The 18,586-nt window shown below is 69.8% G+C and carries 18 protein-coding genes; 10 read left to right on the top strand and 8 right to left on the bottom strand.

Going from position 1 to position 18,586, the window contains the following annotated elements:
• The first annotated feature begins 5 nt into the window (after nt 1–5).
• The gene (locus tag ACFVMC_RS14730; RefSeq protein WP_379210395.1) at nt 6–1,466 is read left to right on the top strand and encodes a DHA2 family efflux MFS transporter permease subunit; all 1,461 of its coding nucleotides are present in this window, start codon (nt 6–8) and stop codon (nt 1,464–1,466) included.
• 45 nt (nt 1,467–1,511) lie between these two features.
• Complete coding sequence (locus ACFVMC_RS14725) at nt 1,512–1,913, top strand: VOC family protein (protein WP_379210393.1); 402 nt, start codon at nt 1,512–1,514, stop codon at nt 1,911–1,913.
• Here the strand turns inward: ACFVMC_RS14725 and ACFVMC_RS14720 are convergent.
• Nucleotides 1,910–2,722, bottom strand: a complete 813-nt coding sequence (locus tag ACFVMC_RS14720) for an SGNH/GDSL hydrolase family protein (protein ID WP_379210391.1) — start codon at nt 2,720–2,722, stop codon at nt 1,910–1,912. The genes ACFVMC_RS14725 and ACFVMC_RS14720 overlap by 4 nt on opposite strands.
• A gap of 78 nt (nt 2,723–2,800) precedes the next feature.
• Nucleotides 2,801–3,151 carry a DUF4377 domain-containing protein gene (locus ACFVMC_RS14715; RefSeq protein WP_379210389.1) on the bottom strand — a complete coding sequence of 117 codons (351 nt, stop codon included), beginning with the start codon at nt 3,149–3,151 and terminating at the stop codon, nt 2,801–2,803.
• Nucleotides 3,152–3,301: 150 nt separating this feature from the next.
• On the opposite strand from ACFVMC_RS14715, the gene ACFVMC_RS14710 reads away from it, so the two are divergent.
• A complete protein-coding gene (locus tag ACFVMC_RS14710; RefSeq protein ID WP_379210388.1) occupies nt 3,302–4,216 on the top strand; it encodes an alpha/beta fold hydrolase in 915 nt (304 codons plus the stop codon).
• Nucleotides 4,213–4,878: an O-methyltransferase gene (locus tag ACFVMC_RS14705; protein ID WP_379210386.1), complete on the top strand. Its 666-nt coding sequence runs from the start codon at nt 4,213–4,215 to the stop codon at nt 4,876–4,878. Before ACFVMC_RS14710 ends, ACFVMC_RS14705 begins: the two co-directional genes overlap by 4 nt.
• Nucleotide 4,879: 1 nt before the next feature.
• On the opposite strand, the gene ACFVMC_RS14700 is transcribed toward ACFVMC_RS14705, so the two are convergent.
• Together ACFVMC_RS14700 and ACFVMC_RS14695 are read right to left on the bottom strand one after the other, a co-directional pair.
• Nucleotides 4,880–5,848: a zinc-binding dehydrogenase gene (locus ACFVMC_RS14700; RefSeq protein ID WP_379210384.1), complete on the bottom strand. Its 969-nt coding sequence runs from the start codon at nt 5,846–5,848 to the stop codon at nt 4,880–4,882.
• Nucleotides 5,849–5,882: 34 nt separating this feature from the next.
• Nucleotides 5,883–6,551, bottom strand: a complete 669-nt coding sequence (locus ACFVMC_RS14695) for a TetR/AcrR family transcriptional regulator (RefSeq protein WP_379210382.1) — start codon at nt 6,549–6,551, stop codon at nt 5,883–5,885.
• Between the two features lie 90 nt (nt 6,552–6,641).
• Between ACFVMC_RS14695 and ACFVMC_RS14690 the strand changes: the two genes are divergently transcribed.
• The 5 genes from ACFVMC_RS14690 (at nt 6,642) to ACFVMC_RS14670 (ending at nt 11,080) form a co-directional block, all read left to right on the top strand.
• Nucleotides 6,642–8,114 carry an MFS transporter gene (locus ACFVMC_RS14690; RefSeq protein ID WP_379210380.1) on the top strand — a complete coding sequence of 491 codons (1,473 nt, stop codon included), beginning with the start codon at nt 6,642–6,644 and terminating at the stop codon, nt 8,112–8,114.
• 22 nt (nt 8,115–8,136) lie between these two features.
• Entirely contained in the window at nt 8,137–9,000 is an 864-nt protein-coding gene (locus ACFVMC_RS14685; protein ID WP_379210378.1) for an SDR family NAD(P)-dependent oxidoreductase, read from the top strand.
• A gap of 77 nt (nt 9,001–9,077) precedes the next feature.
• The gene (locus ACFVMC_RS14680; protein ID WP_379210377.1) at nt 9,078–9,698 is read left to right on the top strand and encodes an urease accessory protein UreF; all 621 of its coding nucleotides are present in this window, start codon (nt 9,078–9,080) and stop codon (nt 9,696–9,698) included.
• 28 nt (nt 9,699–9,726) lie between these two features.
• On the top strand, nt 9,727–10,443 hold the full coding sequence (ureG, locus tag ACFVMC_RS14675; RefSeq protein ID WP_379210375.1) for an urease accessory protein UreG: 717 nt from the start codon (nt 9,727–9,729) through the stop codon (nt 10,441–10,443).
• The gene (locus ACFVMC_RS14670) at nt 10,433–11,080 is read left to right on the top strand and encodes an urease accessory protein UreD (protein WP_379210373.1); all 648 of its coding nucleotides are present in this window, start codon (nt 10,433–10,435) and stop codon (nt 11,078–11,080) included. The genes ureG and ACFVMC_RS14670 overlap by 11 nt, the downstream gene beginning before the upstream one ends.
• Before the next feature lie 55 nt (nt 11,081–11,135).
• Here the strand turns inward: ACFVMC_RS14670 and ACFVMC_RS14665 are convergent, their stop codons facing one another.
• From ACFVMC_RS14665 to ACFVMC_RS14650, 4 genes are all read right to left on the bottom strand, one after another.
• Nucleotides 11,136–11,900, bottom strand: coding sequence for a hypothetical protein (locus tag ACFVMC_RS14665; protein WP_379210371.1), 765 nt, complete (start codon nt 11,898–11,900; stop codon nt 11,136–11,138).
• Between the two features lie 149 nt (nt 11,901–12,049).
• Nucleotides 12,050–13,477 carry an NAD(P)/FAD-dependent oxidoreductase gene (locus ACFVMC_RS14660; protein WP_379210369.1) on the bottom strand — a complete coding sequence of 476 codons (1,428 nt, stop codon included), beginning with the start codon at nt 13,475–13,477 and terminating at the stop codon, nt 12,050–12,052.
• A gap of 210 nt (nt 13,478–13,687) precedes the next feature.
• Nucleotides 13,688–14,581, bottom strand: coding sequence for a tat pathway signal sequence (locus ACFVMC_RS14655; protein ID WP_379210367.1), 894 nt, complete (start codon nt 14,579–14,581; stop codon nt 13,688–13,690).
• An 85-nt stretch (nt 14,582–14,666) separates the two neighbouring features.
• Nucleotides 14,667–14,873, bottom strand: coding sequence for a hypothetical protein (locus ACFVMC_RS14650; protein ID WP_379210366.1), 207 nt, complete (start codon nt 14,871–14,873; stop codon nt 14,667–14,669).
• A 217-nt stretch (nt 14,874–15,090) separates the two neighbouring features.
• Here ACFVMC_RS14650 and recC point away from each other — a divergent pair, with 217 nt between their 5' ends.
• On the top strand, nt 15,091–18,531 hold the full coding sequence (gene recC / locus ACFVMC_RS14645; RefSeq protein WP_379210364.1) for an exodeoxyribonuclease V subunit gamma: 3,441 nt from the start codon (nt 15,091–15,093) through the stop codon (nt 18,529–18,531).
• Nucleotides 18,532–18,586 lie beyond the last annotated feature (55 nt).

The following is an 18,586-nucleotide window of genomic DNA, read 5'->3' as shown; positions in this document are numbered from 1 at the left end:
CGCGCATGGCTACAACGACGATCACTCCCGCATCCAGTACTGCCGACCCGGTGCGCGTCGCACTGGTGCTGGTGGTCGGCATGATCATGGCGACGCTCGATCAGACGATCGTCAATGTCGCGATCAATCGGTTGTCCATGGAGTTCGATGCCGGACTCGGCACCATCCAGTGGGTCGCCACCGGATACTCGCTGGCGCTCGGCGCGGTGGTGCCTGCCTCTGCCTGGCTGGTCGGGCGTTTCGGCGCCAAACGGCTCTACCTGGTGGCGATCGCCGCCTTCGCGATCGGTTCGGTGCTGGCCGGATCGGCCTGGAATATCCAGTCCCTGATCGTCTTTCGATTGGTGCAGGGCGCGAGCGGCGGCTTGTTGATGCCGGTGGCGATGACCATCCTGTTACGCGCCGCCGGGCCGGAACGCCTGGGCCGGTTGATGAGCACCCTCGGTCTGGCCGTTCTGGTCGGCCCGCTGCTGGGCCCGGTCATCGGCGGATACCTCGTCGACGAGATTTCCTGGCGCTGGATGTTCTTCATCAACCTGCCCGTGGGTGCGCTGGTGTTGGTGCTGGCTATCCGGGTGGTGCCCGATGACGTCCCGGAAATGCCACGGGCGCTGGATATTCCGGGCCTGTTGTTGATGTCGCCCGGCTTGGCGCTGCTGATCTACGGCGTGACGGCCGCGGGTGAGGGCTCGGGGTTCGCCACGCCCGCGGTGCTGGCGCCGATGCTGACGGGTGCCGGATTGATAGCCGCATTCGCGCGACGTGCACTGACGGCGCCCGCGCCACTGCTGGACCTGCGGGTGCTCGGCAACCGGACGACCGGATCCGCCGCCGCGCTCCTGGCCCTGTTCGCCTGCGGTTACTTCGGCTCGATGCTGTTGCTACCACTGTATTTTCAGGTGGTACGCGGTGAATCGGCGTTGCTGGCGGGCGCATTGGGCATCCCGTTCGCTCTGGCCTCGGGCGCTACCATGCAGGTGGCCGGCCGCCTGATCGACCGGATTCCGCCCGGCCGCTACCTGCCCGTCTCGATCACCGTGGCGCTCACCGGCTTCCTGCTGTTCCTGGTCCAGCTCGATGCCGATGCCCCGTACTGGGCGCTCTGCGCCACCATGCTGCTGATGGGTGCGGGCGGTGGCGGCACCATCATGCCGGTGATCACCACGGCTACCCGGCCCCTGCATCGTGACCAGCAGGCCGCCGGTTCGACGGTGCTGAACATGATCAGCACCACCTCGATGGCCATCGGCACGGCTGTCGCTTCGGTGACATTGGGCGCACGGATTCCCGTGGCCGGTGGGATCCAAACCATGCACGGCATGGATCCCGCTCGACGCGCCGAGGTCGCGCCCGGCGTCGCCGAGGCCTTCCAGCACACCTACCTGATCGCCCCGGCGCTGATCACGCTGTCCCTCGTTCCCGCCCTGCTCCTTCCGCGGCGGAAGATCAGGCCGGAGTCGACCTGAGGAGAATGCCATGCCGAGATTGTCCGCTCCGGGTACGGTCGCGGCATGGCTTGCAGAATCACTCAACTTCTCATCGACTGTGCCGACCCGCAGAAGCTGGGGGATTTCTGGCGTGAGGTGCTGGGCTACGTCGAGTTGGGCTGGGAGGACGGTGCGTTGGAGATCGGGCCGGCGGGCGCCGGATTCGGTGGCCCGCAGCCCACGCTGATGTTCCTGCCGAGTACCGAGCCGAAGCGCGGCAAGCTGCCCCTGCATTTCGATGTGAATCCCACCGACCGCGATCAGGAGGCGGAGTTGGCCCGGCTGCTGGCCGCGGGTGCGCGCCCGGTCGATATCGGTCAGGGCCCGGAGGCCTCCTGGCATGTGCTCGCCGACCCGGAGGGCAACGAGTTCTGTCTGCTCCGCCGCGCTGTCGACCCGATCGAGGATGCGGCGGTCACCGGCTAATTCGCGCGGATCGCGGCCATGATGATGTCCGCGATGCCGCGCATGCCGGCGGGGGTGGGGTGGTAGGGGACGAGGGTTTCGGTGGCGAGGATCGGGTCGAACCAGCGCACGCCCTCGGGCGCGCACATGTCGTGGCCGACGGAACCCGCACGGGTGTCGACGTAGGTGGCGCGGTTGGCGGCGGCGCCGGCGGCGACGACGGTGTTGAGCCGGTCGAAGGCGCGTTGCACGGTGGCGGCGTCGGCGGGGCGCAGGCCGACGAGTTCGGGGCAGCCGCCGTCGCGCACGTAGAGCGGCCAGCCGTCGACGATGATTCGCGCATTCGGCGCGAGCTCGGAAATGCGGTGCAGGGCAGCGGAGTACGTGTCGGCGATGGCGTCGATGTCGCGATCCCAGGCCGGGTCGCCGCACGGCTGTGCGCCGCCGGTGTGGCAGGTGAGTATATGTCGGCTGATGTTGGTGTCGTTGGCCCCGATATGCACTGTCACCAGCCGCGTGTTCGGGCCGAGCGCATCGAATTGCGGTGCGACACCGGCTCCTTGGGAGCTGGTGAGGTCTTTGATCTTGGCGGAGCTGCACGTGCGATCGTCGAGTCGCAGCCCGAGGTCCTGGGCGATCAGTTTCGGTGTGTTCGCGGTCGTGCGGGCGCAGATCAGCGGCGCGCCGGTGTCGAGGTGCTGGACGCCGGTGGTGGCCGCGCCGGAATCGCCGAGCGCCACGTATTCGGCGCCGTCCATGGCGGTCGCGTGCGGGGCGAGAACCATGGGCGTCAGGCACATCAGTGCCACCAGCCACAGCCTGCGCTTCATCTGTGCTCCGATCCTGAAGTGAGACCTATTGGTTCCGGACCCTACGGGCTCGGATCGTCACACGGCGGCCGAATCGGCTCAGGAGGCAGGATCTTTGGCGATCACCCGCACCAGATGCCAGGTCGACGAAGGCGCGTCGGCTGGCGGATCGACCCACGGCCGCTCTTCGACCAGTAGGCGATAGGTGTAGCCGGGCTGATAGTCGAAGCCCTCGATCCCGAAGTAGTGCAACTCCCACGCCGCCTGTGGATCGCGGCGAACCTGGAGGCACCGCATGGGTGCGACGCCGGTGCAGGGGGCGTCCTCGGGGGCCACTTCGATCTCGAATCGTCGGTCGACGGTGCGAGTGGCCTCGGCAGCCGGCTCGTCGGCCGAGCAGCCGCTCAGCGCGGCGCACGAGACGGCGAGGGCGAACAGCAGCGGGCGCATGGGCAGGAATATGCCACAGGATCGCGTTCGCCCGCGGGATTCCCTCGCCCCTTTCACCATAACCCGGTCGGGTGGGCTTGCGGCAAGGGGGCGGTGTGGGCGCATAATCGCTGGTCCAAGCCGTGTCGGCGGCTGGAGAAGGGTGAGCGGATGGTCGAGCAGCGGGTGAGCGGAGTGGGGCCGGCGGGGATCGAGATCGCCTACGAGCGCCTCGGTGATCCGGATCGACCGCCCCTGCTGTTGCTCATGGGTGCGGGCGGGCAGCTGATCGACTGGCCCGACGGGTTCTGTGATCTGCTGGTCGCCGACGGCTGGCAGGTGATCCGGTTCGACAGCCGCGATTCCGGCCGGTCCACACATTTCCACGACGCGCCCGCGCCGGACATCATGGCGGCGATCGGCGGTGACGTGTCCTCGGCGGCCTACACGCTCTCGGATATGGCCGCCGACGCGGTCGGCCTGCTGGACTCGCTCGGGATCGAGGACGCGCATCTGGTCGGCGCGTCCCTGGGCGGCATGATCGCGCAGACCATCGCGATCGAGTATCCGCGGCGCGTGCGGTCGCTCACCTCGATCATGTCCACCACCGGTGATCCCGCTGTGGGGCAAGCGGATCCGGATGTGTTCGGGCAGGCGGGCCCGCCGCCCGCGGATCGGGACGGGTACCGGGATTGGTCGGTGCGGACCAAGCGTGCGTCGGGTTCGCCCGGATTCGGGTTCGACGCGGACGCGGTGCGGTCACACGCGGGCCGGGTCTTCGATCGCGGCGTCGACTTCGCCGGGATGATGCGCCAGTCGGTCGCGGTCCTGGCCTCCGGGGATCGGACCGCGCGGTTGTCCGAGGTGACCGCGCCGACGCTGGTGCTGCACGGCGCCGCCGACCGTGTCTTCGATGTCAGCGGTGGCCGCGCGACCGCCGCGGCGATCCCCGGCGCGAAGCTGATCGTGTTCGAGGGGATGGGGCACAGCCTGCCCCGCGAGCTGTGGCCGGAGTTCGCCGCGTACCTGGGCGCTCTCGTCGCGGCGGCCGAAAGCGGTGTCGCGGTGGCAGACTGGCCGTCATGACGAGTGCTGAATGGGCTGATGTGGATCGGTACCTGGTCGAGAACCTGGTGGCCGATCCGGAGACCGCGGCCGTACTGACCGAGAACGAGCGGGCCGGACTACCGGCGATCGATGTCTCCGCGCCGCAGGGCAAGTTCCTGTATCTGCTGGCGCGGGCGGCGGGTGTGCGTCGCGTGCTGGAGATCGGCACGCTGGGTGGATACAGCACGGTGTGGCTGGCGCGCGCGGTCGGCAAGTCCGGCCAGGTGCTGACCATGGAGTACGAGCCGCGGCACGCGGAGGTGGCGCGGGCGAACCTGGATCGCGCCGGGGTCGGTGACCGGGTGGAGATCCGGGTCGGTGCAGCCCTGGAGAACCTGCCGGTGCTGGCCGATGAACAGCCGGACCCCTTCGATCTGGTGTTCCTCGACGCGGACAAGGTCAACAATCCGAACTATGTGCGCTGGGCGCTGCGGCTGACCCGCCCCGGATCGGTCGTCATCGTCGACAATGTGGTGCGCCAGGGCGGGCTCGCCGATGCCGATTCGTCCGATCCGGCGATTCGGGCCAGCCGTGAGGTGGTCGAATTGCTGTCCGCCGAACCGCGTTTGGACGCCACGGTGGTGCAGACCGTCGGCTCGAAGGGCTGGGACGGATTCGCCTACGCGCTCGTCCTGGATTAGGTCACGGCACCAGGACGACCTTGCCCATGGTGGCCCGGGTCTCGAGGGCGTGATGGGCGCTCGCCGCGTCGGCGAGCGGGAAACGCTGGATCGCGGGCCGCAGCCGACCGGCGGCGGCCTCGGTCAGCGCCCGGGTCTCCAACACGCGGATGTCGCCGCCGACCGGAGCCAGCATGACGGGCCCGAGCACGACCTGTGAGGTGATGCCGCGCTCGGCCTGTTCCGCCGCGGAGACGGCCAGCGGTGTCCCGCCCGGGGCGCCGTACACCAGGTGCGTGCCGCCGGTGCCGAGCAGATCCACTGCCGCCCTGGCGATTTCGCCGCCGACCGCGTCGAAGACGATGGTGGGGCGATGTGGGTGCAGCCGGTCGAGCCAGTCCGGCTGCCGGTAGTCGATGGCGAGGTCGGCGCCGTTGGCGGCGACTCGCTCGGTCTTGGCGCTGCCGCCGCCGAGGCCGATGACGAACGCGCCCGCGTGCTTCGCGGCTTGCACGAGCAGTGTGCCGATGCCACCTGCCGCCGCGGTGACGACGGCCACGCTGCCCGGGCCGAGGTCGGCGAATTGAAGGATGCCCTCGGCAGTGCGGCCCGTGCCGATCATGGCGACGGCTTCGGCCGGATCGAGCGAGTCCGGAATCTCGTGCAGCCGAGTCACATCCGTGACCGCCAGTGCGGCGTAGCCGCCCGGTGCCTGTCCGAGATGGGCGACGACCGGCTTGCCGAGCCAGGACGAATCGACCTGCGCCCCCAGCGCTTCCACCGTTCCGGCGACCTCCCGGCCGGGGATGGTCGGCAGTTCGGCCGGGGGAAAGGGGCCGGGCCTGCCCGCGCGCAGCGTCGTGTCGACCAGGTGAACTCCCGCCGCCGCCACCGCGATTCGCACCTGGCCGGGGCCGGGCACCGGATCGGGGACGGTTTCGTAGCGGAGGTTCTCGGCGGGGCCGAAGGTGTGGAGCCGGATCGCGTGCATGGTCCCGATCCTGCAACCTCCAGCGAGGTTCAGGTCAAGCGGGGCGCACCCGCGCCTCGAATCCGTCGCAGAGTGCGGCGAGCCCGGCGTAGAGCAGGTCCTGCTGGGTCAGTTCGCTGACGCCCGCGCCGACCAGTTCCGCGAGGGCGGGCGGCACCGGGGTGATCGGGGCACCCTCCAGCAGCGCGCGCAGCCCGTTGGTCTCCTCGGATTGGATCTTCTTGCGCTCCAGCAGATCCGAGCTGATCTGCGGCAGCGTGGCACCGGAGATGTAGTTCCACACCGAGAACGCCATCTGCATGGCCTCGCGCGGGCCCACGTCGAGTTCGCGGAACCCTTCGACCAGCCAGGCCAGACAGGCCAGGCCGCTGGGGCCGAAACTGTAGCGGGGCATGGCGAAGGTGAGCAGCACCCAGGGGTGCTGCTGGTAGAGCGCCCAGTCGATGTCGGCGGCGATGCGTACGCGGTCACGCCAGGTCCAGGACTCGCCCGCGGTGGGCGGATACGGATTGCGCCGGGAGACCTCGTCGGTCATGAGCGCGATCAGTTCGTCCTTGTTCGCGATATGCCGGTAGAGCGACATGGCGCCGACGCCCAGGCGGTCGGCGATGCGGCGCATGGACAGTGCGTCGAGTCCATCGGTGTCGGCGAGCGCGATCGCGGTGTCCACGATGGCGGCTCGAGTGAGCTTCGGCTCGGTCATCCCATGTCTACCTGTTCGTATCGAGGCCGGATGCGTACACTGTACCCTTAGTCATGCGTACGCCGTACGCGAGCAGCGAGAGGAACTTCGATGACACAGGTGCAGACGCCCGCCGATACCCGGCGGGCGTGGCTCGGATTGGCGGTTCTGCTACTGCCGGTGCTGCTGGTGTCGATGGATGTCTCGGTGCTGTTCCTGGCCATGCCCACGCTCACCGTCGACCTCGACCCCTCGGCCACCCAGGCGCTGTGGATCCTTGACATCTACGGCTTCATGATCGCGGGCCTGCTCATCACCATGGGCAACCTCGGCGACCGCATCGGCCGCCGCAACATCCTGCTGGCAGGCGCCGCGGTCTTCGGGCTCGCGTCGATACTCGCCGCCTTCGCGCCCAGCGCCGGCGTGCTCATCGCCGCGCGGGCCCTGATGGGCGTCGGCGGCGCGACACTGCTGCCCTCCAGCCTCGCCCTCATCTCCAGCCTGTTCCCGGACGCACGGCAGCGGGCCGCGGCCATCGGGGTGTGGACGGCGTTCTTCGCGGGCGGATCCGCGGTCGGGCCGATCATCGGCGGACTGCTGCTGCACCATTTCTGGTGGGGTTCGGTCTTCCTGATCAACCTGCCGGTGCTGCTGGTGCTGCTCGCGTGCGGGCCGTTCCTGCTGCCCGAACATCGCTCCGAGGCACTCGGGCCGCTGGATCTGCCCAGCGTGGTGCTGTCCATCGGCGGCATCCTGCCGCTGATCTACGCGATCAAGCACGCCGCCGCCGAGGGGATCGATATCGAGGCGCTGGCGCTGGCCCTGATCGGCGTGGTCGTGCTGACGCTGTTCGTCCGGCGGCAGACCCGGCTTGCCGAACCGCTGCTTGACCTGCGGCTGTTCACTCGGCCCGCGTTCTGCGTGGCGATCGGGTCCAGTCTGACCGGCATGATGGCGCTGGCCGCCATGGGCTACCTGACCAGTGTCTACCTGCAATCGGTGACCGGGCGCGACGCGCTCGGGGCCGCGCTGCTCGGCATTCCGAGCGCGGTGGCGGTGTTCATCGTCTCGATGAGTGGCGCCCGGCTCGGGCGGCAGATCGGCGTCCGCGCGACCTTCGTGCTCGCACTGCTGCTGGCCGCGGCCGGCAATCTGATGCTGCTCGGCGTCGGCGTGCACAGCGGAATCGGCTGGTACATCGCGGGATCCACGATCGCCGGTGTCGGATACGGTCTGGCGTTCACGCTGGTCTCCGATGTCGCGGTGTCCTCGGTGCCGCCGGAGCGGGCCGGTTCTGCGGTCGGCATCTCCGAGACGAGCTTCGAACTCGGCAACGCGCTGGGCCTGTCGCTGCTGGGTTCCCTGGCGGCGCTGGTGTTCCGCAATGGCGGCGACTACGCCGAAACGTTGGGTGAGACCCTGCATCAGGCCGGTGACGACACGGCGCTGATCGAGAGTGCGCGCGAATCCTTCGTCAGCGGAATGCATTTCGCGACGACGACGGGTGCGCTGATCCTGCTCGCCATGGCGATCGTGGCACGGCTGGCGATGCGCAAGAACACCGTACTCGTGGACGCCCACTGACGATCGTGGCTACATTGGGCGGGTGACCGATAACGGGCGACCGCTTGCCGAGCGGGTCGCCACCCGTCTGCTGTATCCGACCTCGCGCCCGCGAGCGGATGCGCTGCGGGATGCCGTGGCGGGGCGGGTCGTGCTGGTGACCGGGGCGTCGCACGGGATCGGCAAGGCCACCGCACGCAAACTCGGTGCTGCCGGTGCCGTGGTGCTGCTGGTCGCGCGATCGGCCGAGGACCTGACGACAGTGGCGGCGGAGATCGGGGAGACGGGTGGAACCGCCCATGTCTATCCGGCCGACCTCACCGATTTCGACGCGGTCGAGCAGCTGGCGCGTGCACTGCTCACCGTGCACGACCACATCGATGTGGTGGTCAACAACGCGGGCAAGTCGATTCGGCGGCCGATCGAGGAGTCCTATGACCGCTTCCACGATTTCACCCGCACCATGGACATCAACTATCTTGGCCCGGTGCGATTGCTGCTCGCCCTGCTCCCGCACATGCGCGAGCGGCGGCAAGGACATATCGTCAACGTCTCCACCTGGGGGCTGCTCATGCCGCCCACCCCGCGCTGGTCGGCCTACGGCGCCTCGAAAGGCGCGTTCGACACCTGGCTGCGCACGGTGGGCACCGAGATCGCGGCTGACAACGTCACCACCACCTCCATCTACATGCCGCTCGTGCACACCCGGATGAGCGCGCCCACCGACTTCAGCAAGATCCCCGGTCTCACTGTCGAGGAAGCCTCCGACCTGATCTGCCACGCCATCACCGCCCGTCCTCGCGAAATCGCCCCCTGGTGGCAGGCTCCGCTGCAAGCCTGGACCGATCTGTCCCGCGCCCAGGCGGCCCGATTCATGGAGCGTGCATTCCGGCTCGGCCGCGTCTGACCCGACTCGCCTCGCGGGGGCGACACGCCGACGCATAGGATCGGGCGGTGCACAAGAGGTCCGCGGAAAATTCGGCGATGTTGTTCGCCCTGGCGGATTCGCGGCTGCCGATCGGCGGGCACGTGCACTCCGGGGGAGTCGAGGAAGCCGTCGCGTCGGGGCTGGTCCGGGACGTGGCGACGGTCGAGCTCTACCTGCGGCGGCGGATTCGGACCTCCGGGCTGGTCGCCGCGTCGCTGGCCGCCGCGGTGTGTGCCGGAGACCTCGAGGTGGGGCGCGCCGAACTCGAAGCCGATGCCAGGACGCCCTCACCGGCCGCGCGGACGGCATCGCGCGCGCAGGGGCGCGGGCTGCTGCGTCTGGCCAAACAGTTGTGGCCGCAACAGGATTGGTCCGCGATGGGAGCGCGCCCGCACCTGTCGACGGTGTTCGGAGCGGTCGGGGCGGCGTGCGGGGTGACGCCGCGGGAGATCGCGGGCGTCGTCGTCTACACGACGTTGACCGGGGCCGCGACCGCCGCGCAGCGACTGCTCGCGCTCGATCCGGCGGCCATCGCGGGGTGCACGGTCCGGCTGGCCGAACTGTGTGACCACACCGCCGCCGAGGCGGTCACCGGGCTCGCCGCGCTGTCGGATCCGCTGCAGGACGTACTCGCCGAACGGCACCTGCACCGCGACATGCCCTTGTTCGCCAGTTGAATTGTTCACCGAGAGAAGGAGACTGCCCATGCCCCCGCACCTGATCGACGGTGAACCCCACGATCACTCCCACGATCGGCCCAAGCGGCAGCGCACCCCGGGCGAGGCGCTGCGGATCGGGATCGGCGGACCGGTCGGTTCCGGCAAGACCGCGCTGACGGCCGCGTTGTGCCGCCAACTGCGCGACGAGCTGTCCATCGCCGTGCTCACCAACGACATCTACACCACCGAGGATGCCGACTTCCTGCGCCGCCACGCGGTGCTGCCGGACGAGCGGATCACCGCGGTGCAGACCGGCGGCTGCCCGCACACCGCCATCCGCGACGACATCACGGCCAACCTCGACGCCATCGACGATCTGATCGCCGCGAACCCGCCGCTGGATCTGATCCTGGTGGAATCCGGCGGCGACAATCTGACGGCCACGTTCTCCTCCGGCCTGATCGACGTCCAGATCTTCGTGGTCGATGTGGCCGGCGGCGACAAGGTGCCGCGCAAGGGCGGCCCCGGCGTCACCTACTCCGACCTGCTCGTGATCAACAAGACCGACCTCGCGCCGCTGGTCGGCGCGGATCTGGATGTGATGGCGCGTGACGCCGCCCAGGTGCGCGAGGATCGGCCGACCGCGCTGATCTCGCTCACCGCGGATCCGGCCGCGACTCCGGTGCTGGCCTGGGTTCGCGAACAGCTCCGGGAGATCGCGCACGCCGACTCGCACGCATCCGATTCCGCTGTTGCGCACTGAGTTACGGATTGTGGCGGCCGCCGGGTCGCTACCCGAGATCCACGCGGTCGGCGGACTGTCGGCCCGCCGCACCGGCGTGGACACGGTCCATCTGATCGGTACCGCCGCGACACCGCTGGGCGGCGACGAACTCGATATTCGCATCGTCGTCGGCGCGGGAGCCCGGCTCACGGTGCGCTCGGTCGCGGCGACCATCGCGCTGCCCGGCGCGTCCACACCCGCGTCCGTCGCGCGCTGGCATGTCGAGCTCGGCTCCGGCGCGGAGCTGGACTTCGACCCGGAGCCCACGATCGTCGCGGGTGGCGCCCACCACCACACGCACACCACCGTAATGCTGGCCCCGGATGCCCGGCTGCGCCTGCGTGAACGGGTCCAGATCGGCCGCGCCGGTGAGGATTCCGGTGCGTGGAGCGGTGCGTTGACCGCCGATCTCGCCGAGATCCCGCTACTGCGCCATCGCCTGCACCTCGGCGTCGATTCCGTTTCCGAGGACGGGCTGGCGACCCCACGGGCCCTCGACAGCGAACTCCGCTACCCCGACCCCCGTCCGGCCGACACCACCGGCCTGACCGGCGTTCTCCTCCCGCTGGCAGCCGGGGGCTCCCTCCGCACCCACACCTACCGCACCCTCTCGTAATACGTTGTCGCGGTGGGCACTCGACGGACTGCGCGGTCGAGTGCCCACTACGCCGTCAGTGGTCCATGACTCGCGACGGTGCGTTGAACGCGTTGACCGCACCGACCACACCACCGGCGGCGGCGCCGACGACCGCGGCGGGCACGGTGATGACCGCGGCGCCCATCGCGGCGCCGAGGGCCGGGCCGGCGACCAGGCCGACCGGGATCAGCGGCGCACCCACCACCAGCCCGAGCGCACCGCCGACCAGAGCGGAGGTGAGCGCGAGGGGCGCGGCGCTGGCCGCGCCCGCGGCGGCGCCGATGGCGGCGGTGCCGACGGTCTGCCCGGCGATCCGGTCGGACCGGCTGCGTTCCATGCCGATCGAGTCGAGGAACGTCGCCAGGTTGGCCTCGGCCATGGCGGCGTTGTCGTTGATCTGAATCGCCTGCTCCGGATTGATCCACTCCGGCGCGGGCACGGTGACATCACCGAAACGGAACTGCCCGGGCGGCGGCGCGATCGGCGGAACGGGCGCCACGGGGACAGGCGGGTGCAGCACGCCGACGGGCGCGAGGTAGCTCTTGTCCGGCTGTGCCCGCGACCACTGCAGCGAACTGTGGGTGCCGTCCGGGATATCGAGGCCCTCGTAGGGCGTCGCGTTGGGGACGTCGGCCGCCGGCCACTGGGCCTTCTCCGTCAGTGTGGTGGTATCGGCGGGGTCGGCGTTGGCGGTGCCGGTGCCGACCAGGGCCAGTACCAGCGGCACCGCTCCGGCCGCGACCATCGAGCCGACCGTGGTCCGCTGTGGTGACGGCGCACGGTGTTTACCTGTGGGCATCAATCGCCTTTCTTCGGTGAGAAATGCAAGTTCGACGTCCCACATTCGGACCCGGGAGGTCCGTGGATTGGTCGTACCCACGCGAAGCCCGGCGCCGCGCAATTGCTCCGAATTAGCTGATCTGCCAGTAGATTCGGACAGCCCGCGGGCTAGCTGTGATGTTCGGCGGTAGCTCGCCCGGGGGCGCGACCGTGCTCGGTCGGCGCGCCCAGCGCCGCGGCCAGCTCGCCCCGGTCCTCCTCGTCGGAGTTGACCTGTTCGAGCGCGAGCCGTGCGAACACCCACTGCTCGGTCGCCGCCATCTGACCGCGGGTGCGGCCGAGGAAGGACACGAACCACTGGATGACCGTGATCAGGCGGCTGCGGTAGCCGACCAGGTAGTAGAGGTGCAGGCCCAGCCAGGCCAGCCAGGCGATGAATCCGCCGAACTCGAGCTTGCCGATCTGGCAGACCGCGTTGAACCGCGAGATCGTCGCCATCGAGCCCTTGTTGAAGTACTTGAACGGCTTGCGGTCCTCGGGGCGGGCGCCCTTGAGCCCGGCCTTGATGGCCTTGGCGGCGTAGGTGGCGCCCTGGATCGCGCCCTGGGCCATCCCGGGCACATCCGGCACCGACATCAGATCGCCGACCACGAAGACGTTCGGGTGCCCCTTGATGGTGAGGTCGGGTTCGACGATGACCCGCCCGGCCCGATCCACCTGGGTGCCCTCGGAGCGCTCGGCCAGCATCTTGCCCAGCGGGCTGCCCTGCACCCCGGCCGACCACACCTTGGTCGAGGATTCGATGCGGCGCAGCGTGCCGTCGCTGTCCTTCACCGTGACGCCGTGCGCGTCGACGTCGGTGACCAGGGCGTTGAGCTGGATCTCCACGCCCATCTTCTCCAGCTTGCGCTGGGCCTGGCCGCCGAGCTTGGGACCCATCGGCCCGAGCACCGCGCCCGCGCCCTCGACCAGGATGACCCGGGCATCACGCGGATCGATATTGCGGAAGGTGCCCTCGAGCGTGCGGTCGGCGAGTTCGGCGATCTGCCCGGCCAATTCGACGCCGGTCGGGCCGGCGCCGATCACCACGAAGGTGAGCAGCCGGTCCCGCATCTCCTGGGAGGTGGCCAGCTCGGCGCCCTCGAACGCGCCGAGAATCCGGCCGCGTAGTTCGAGCGCGTCGTCGATGGTCTTCATGCCGGGGGCATAGGTGGCGAACTGGTCGTTGCCGAAGTAGGACTGCTGGGCGCCGGTCGCGACGATGAGACTGTCGAACGGGGTGACCGTCTCCTGGTTGAGCAGCAGCGAGGTGACGGTCTTGTGCTCCAGATCGATATCGACGACATCGCCGAGCAGCACCTGCGCGTTGTCCTGTTTGCGCAGCACCAGGCGGGTGGCGGGGGCGATCTCGCCGACCGAGAGGATACCGGTGGCCACCTGGTAGAGCAGCGGCTGGAACAGGTGGGTGGAGGTCTTGGAGATCAGGGTGACGTCGACGTCGGCGCGCTTGAGGTGCTTGGTGCCGAACAGGCCACCGAAGCCCGAACCGATCACCACCACCTTGTGACGACGGTTCTCGACAGCTTCTGTGCTCATCGCCGTTGCTCCTCGAAGTCCTGGGGCTGGCCCCCGCGAACGTTTACTGACCGACTTCAACCGTAGTCGGCGTGTTTCGGGCCGTCACGGTGAGATCCGGTTTCGTCACTTTGCACGCGAATCAGACGGGCCGGACTTCTGAGAACAATACGGCGAAGACCCCCGCACCTGAAGGTTTGTCCAGGTCGGCGGGGGTCGTGTCTCGGCGGGTCAGCGGCCTTTGAGCAGGATCTCGGCCAGCTTGGTGTCGGTATCGGCGCCCTCGGTGTATCCGCCGTCGGCGCCGAGCGAGCTCATGATGGCGAGGGTGTAGCGCTCCTCCGGGCCGGCGAAGCCGACCGAGTTGACCACCCAGCCCCCCTGCTCGGCCGACCAGCCGTTCTTCAGGCCGGGCCGCATCCGCTCGCCCGCGCCCCAGACACCCCAGTGCTGGTTGAAGTCCACCGCGCGCATCCGGTCCAGCAGGTAGGCGCGGTCGTCGGGATGCATGCGGGTGAGCACGTAGTCCATCAGCCGGTCCAGGTCGGCGGTGGTGCACTTCTGGAACGACCAGTCCGGGAACAGGGCGGTCGTGGTCGGCTGGGGGACCAGGCTCACCATGCCGTTGGCGCGGAAAGCGTTGTTGAAGGCCATCCGATCGAAGCCCGCGTACTTGTTCCACAGCAGGTCGGCGGCGGCGTCGTTGGAGGTGGCCAGCATCGATTCGAGCAGGCCGCGATCTTCGGGCCCGAGGCCGATGATGCCGACACGCGCGCGGTTGAGCAGGTCCACGGCGATGGCGAGTTTGATGGTGGAGGCGGTCCAGACCGACTCCTCGGCGTACTCGTTCGCGTAGACGCCGCCGCTGACCCGATCACGAATGATGTAGCCGGTCAGGCCGGGACGTGATTTCAAGTAGTTGTCGGCGCGATCGATGCGATTGCTCAGATCGGCGTCGAAACCGGGAATCACGCGGCTCAGCGCGGGCGGCGCGGCCTCGGCGGCGGGCGCCAGCAGCGGCGCGGTCGGGATCAGGATCGCGGCTGCGGCGAGCACGCAGGCCGAAGCGGCCGCGCGTGGCAGGGCACCGGTGCTTGATGAGGGGTAACGCACGAGGGAACACATTGGCACAGAAGCCCGCGGGACGCACGTCTTGAGCTCGGCGCGGCGCTGTGTTAGGGGCGGCAATCCGATTCGGCCCGAGTCGAATTCAGCGGAAAGCCGCCAGCAGTTCCTCGACCGTGCGGCCGTTGAGGCGGTAGCAGTGCTCGAACGCCTCGCCGTGGCGGTCGCGCGGCCAGGTCTGTAGCACGACGGTGCGGCCGTAGAAACCCGTGTTGACCAATTCCCAGCGATCTCCGACGCGGCGGACCGTGAATCCGGCTCTCGGAACCAGAGCAATCACCTTCGCAGCCATGGACGCGAACCAGCCTTTCGAAGCTTTCCCGTGCGCCCGGCGCCGAGCCAGGGCGATGGCCGCCGAGTGCGTCGGCGGGGTGGGTAAGCACTGTCGCACATCGATTCCCGGCATCCGCGGTGACGCGGCCGAGAAAAACGTTCGCGTGTGGCTCAATTCACTCGCGCGGCACGGGGGCGGTGCGGTAGCGGAGCAGTCGCTGGCGTATAAACAACCAATGCCGCTGCACCTTCACCGTGCCGAGCGCGCCGACTCCCTGGCCGATTCGCTCGCCGCGCTCCTGGCGACGCCGTTGGGCGACCCGTTCGCCGCCGAGGTGATCGCGGTGCCCGCCAAAGGGGTGGAACGCTGGCTGGCGCAACGGCTCTCGACGGTACTGGGGGTATCGCGCGCGTACGGGGCCGGCGGACGCGGTGACGGCGTGGCGGCCAATATCCGATTCCCGTCGCCCGCCGCACTGGTGAGCGAGGTGCTCGCGGTGGCGAGCGGGGTGCGGCCGGAGACGGATCCGTGGGCGCCGGAGCGGGTGGTCTGGGCGCTGCTGCGGGTGATCGACGCGGCGGTGGGGGAGCCGTGGTCGGCCGTGCTGGCCCGGCATCTGGGGGCGGGTGAACCGGCCGGTCGTGGGCATCGGGTCGGGCGGCGGTATGCCACGGCCGCGCGACTGGCCGCTCTGTTCGACAGTTACGCGGCGCAGCGCCCGGCGCTCATCACCGAGTGGGCGGCCGGCTCCGATACCGACGGTGCGGGCAACCCGATCCCCGACGACCTGCGGTGGCAGCCCATGCTCTGGCGTCGGCTGCGCGCGGAGATCGGCGCCGCCGGTCCCGCCGAACGTCTCGACCGCGCGTGTGCCCGCCTGCGCGCCGAGCCCGCGTGCGTCGAACTACCGCAACGGATTTCCGTCTTCGGGGCGACCCGCCTGCCCGCCGACCAACTCGCTGTCCTGACGGCCCTCGCCGAGACTCGTGAGGTTCACCTGTGGCTGGCGCATCCCAGCCCGGTCATGTGGTCCACGCTCGCCGCGCGCTCCCCGTCGACCACCCGGGCGGCCGACACCACGAGCACCGCGGTTCAGCACCCCTTGCTGTCCGGGCTCGCGCGTGACGCACGCGAATTGCAACAGCGCCTGGCCACCGCCACTTCGACAGGGACCCAGGTCGATCACTCGAGGTCTGTTGCCACGCAGTCGGTTACGCCGGACACCGTGATCGCGAGTCCCATCCGGTCGGCTGGCGGCGCGCCGAGCTCGGCGGTCGCGGGGTCTTCGGATGCGAGCGGTTCGGACACGCTGCTGACGGTGATTCAGCAGGGGATTCGCGACGACCGGTGGCCGCCCGCGCCGACTGCCCACGGAGCCGACGGCAGCGTGCAGGTGCACGCGTGTCACGGTGCGACGCGGCAGGTGGAGGTGTTGCGCGAGGCGCTGCTGGGGTTGTTCGCGGCGGACCCGACCCTGGAGCCGCGCGACGTGCTGATCATGTGCCCGGAGGTCGAGGCGTACGCGCCGCTGGTCCGGGCAGCCTTCGGCGCCACGGGATCGGCTGAGGCCGTGCGGGATTCGGCGCATCCCGCGCATCTGCTGCGGGTCCGGCTGGCCGATCGGGGCCGCGGGGTCACCAATCCGATGCTGGCGGTGATCGCCACCCTGCTCGAATTGGCGGACGGGCGGGTCACCGTCACCCAGGTACTGGATCTGGCCGCGTCGGAAACCGTGCGCCGCCGTTGCGGTTTCGACGATGACGCGATCGAACGGCTCCGGGAGTGGGCGGCCGAATCGGGCGCGCGCTGGGGGATCGGGCAGCGGCAACGCCAGGCATTCGGTCTCGCGGATTTCGCGCAGAATACATTGAACAGCGCCGTCGACCGGATTCTGCTCGGCGTCACCGCCGACGAATCCGGCGACGACTGGCTGGATCTGGCGCTGCCGCTCGGCGATGTCGATTCCGGTGATGTCGACCTGGCCGGGCGGTTCGCCGAGTTCGTGGATCGGCTCGCGGTGTGCCTGCGTGATCTGCGCGGCCCGCGCCCGGCCAGCGAATGGGCCGCGGTGCTGGCACGGGCCCTGGATCTGCTCACCGACGTCCCCGAACGAGACGCCTGGATTCGCGCCGAAGCCCGTCGTGAGCTCGCCGCCGCCACCGAACACGCGGGCGAGGTCCAGCTCCGCCTGCCGGATATGGCTGTGCTGCTGGCGAATCGGCTCGCCGCCCGCCCGTCGCGCGCCAACTTCCGCACCGGCGAACTGACCGTGGCGACCCTGACGCCGATGCGCTCGGTGCCGCATCGCGTGGTCGTACTGCTCGGCCTGGACGACGATGTCTTCCCGCGCGCGGGTGCGGCCGACGGCGACGACGTCCTGGCCCGCGATCCGCTGCTGGGCGAACGGGATCCGCGCAGCGAGGATCGTCAGCTGCTGCTGGACGCGATCCTGGCGGCCCAGGACCGCCTGCTGCTGTTCTACACCGGAGCCGACCCGGTGACCGGCGCCGAACGCCCGCCGGCCATTCCGGTCGCCGAACTGCTCGACGTGGTGCGCGCGCACCTGCCCGACGGGGACACGGTGCTCACCCGGCATCCCTTGCAGAGCTTCGACCGCTGGAACTTCCACGCCGAGCGGCCGTTCAGCTTCGATACCGCCGCGCTGGCGGGTGCGGTGGCCGCCGCCGCGCCGCCGCGGCCGCGCCCCGGGTTCCTGCCGGCGCCGCTGCCCGCGCCGGAACTCGGCGATGTCGCGCTGGCCGACCTGATCTCCTTCGCCGAGCACCCCATTCGGGCGTTCCTGTGGCAGCGGCTGGGTCTGCGCGTCCCCGACCACGACGAGGACCTCGCCGACCGGCTGCCGATCGAACTCGACGGACTCACGAAATGGGAACTGGGCGAACGCCTGCTGACGGCGCGGCTGACCGGCGCGGACCCGGCCGGTCTGCGAGCCGCCGAGTGGCGGCGCGGCACGCTGCCGCCGTTCGGTCTCGGCGGTGCGGTGCTCGACGAGGTGGAGCACACCGTCGAAAGGCTCGTGCGCGCTTCGCTGCCCGAGTACGCGAACCCGGCGCGCGCGGTCGATATCGCGATCGATCTCGGCGGGGGGCGGCGGTTGACCGGCACCGTGCCCGAGGTGCACGGCGAGACCCTGGTGCGTACGACGTTCTCCCGGCTGGCTCCGAAACACCGGATCGCCGCGTGGGTTTCGCTACTCGCCCTCGCCGCCACCGAGGACCGCTCCTGGCGGGCCGTCACCACCGGCCGGGGCCAATTCCACCGTCCGGCTTGGCGTTCGGTTCTCACCGCGCCCGACGGTCCGGTCGACGTGCTGCGTGATCTGGTCAAACTCCGCGACACCGGTCTGTGCGAGCCGCTTCCGATCACCCCGACCGCTTCCGCCGCGTACGCCGAACGCCGCTTCCGCGGGTCCTCCGCCGATGAGGCATTCTCCTCCGCCGAACGCGAATTCAACGGTGGCCCCAACGGCCCCGGCGCTTTCGGCGATCACACCGACCGCCACCTGCGCTACATCTGGGGTCCCGCCCCGCGCCTGGACGACCTCATGTCCACTCCCGCACCGGCCGGTGCGGCCGCCGAACCCAGCTACTTCGGCGTCCTCGCCCGCCGCCTCTGGACCCCGCTGCTCGCGGCCGAAACGCAGGGACAGCCATGACACCGGCGGATGTGCGGGTTTCGCTGCCCGGCATACGGGCCGCGGCGTGGTTCGA

The organism is Nocardia sp. NPDC127579, from assembly GCF_042672005.1.
GTDB lineage: Bacteria > Actinomycetota > Actinomycetes > Mycobacteriales > Mycobacteriaceae > Nocardia.
The sequence above is the reverse complement of the archived record's forward strand: the minus strand, read 5'-3'. Positions and strand labels throughout refer to the sequence as shown.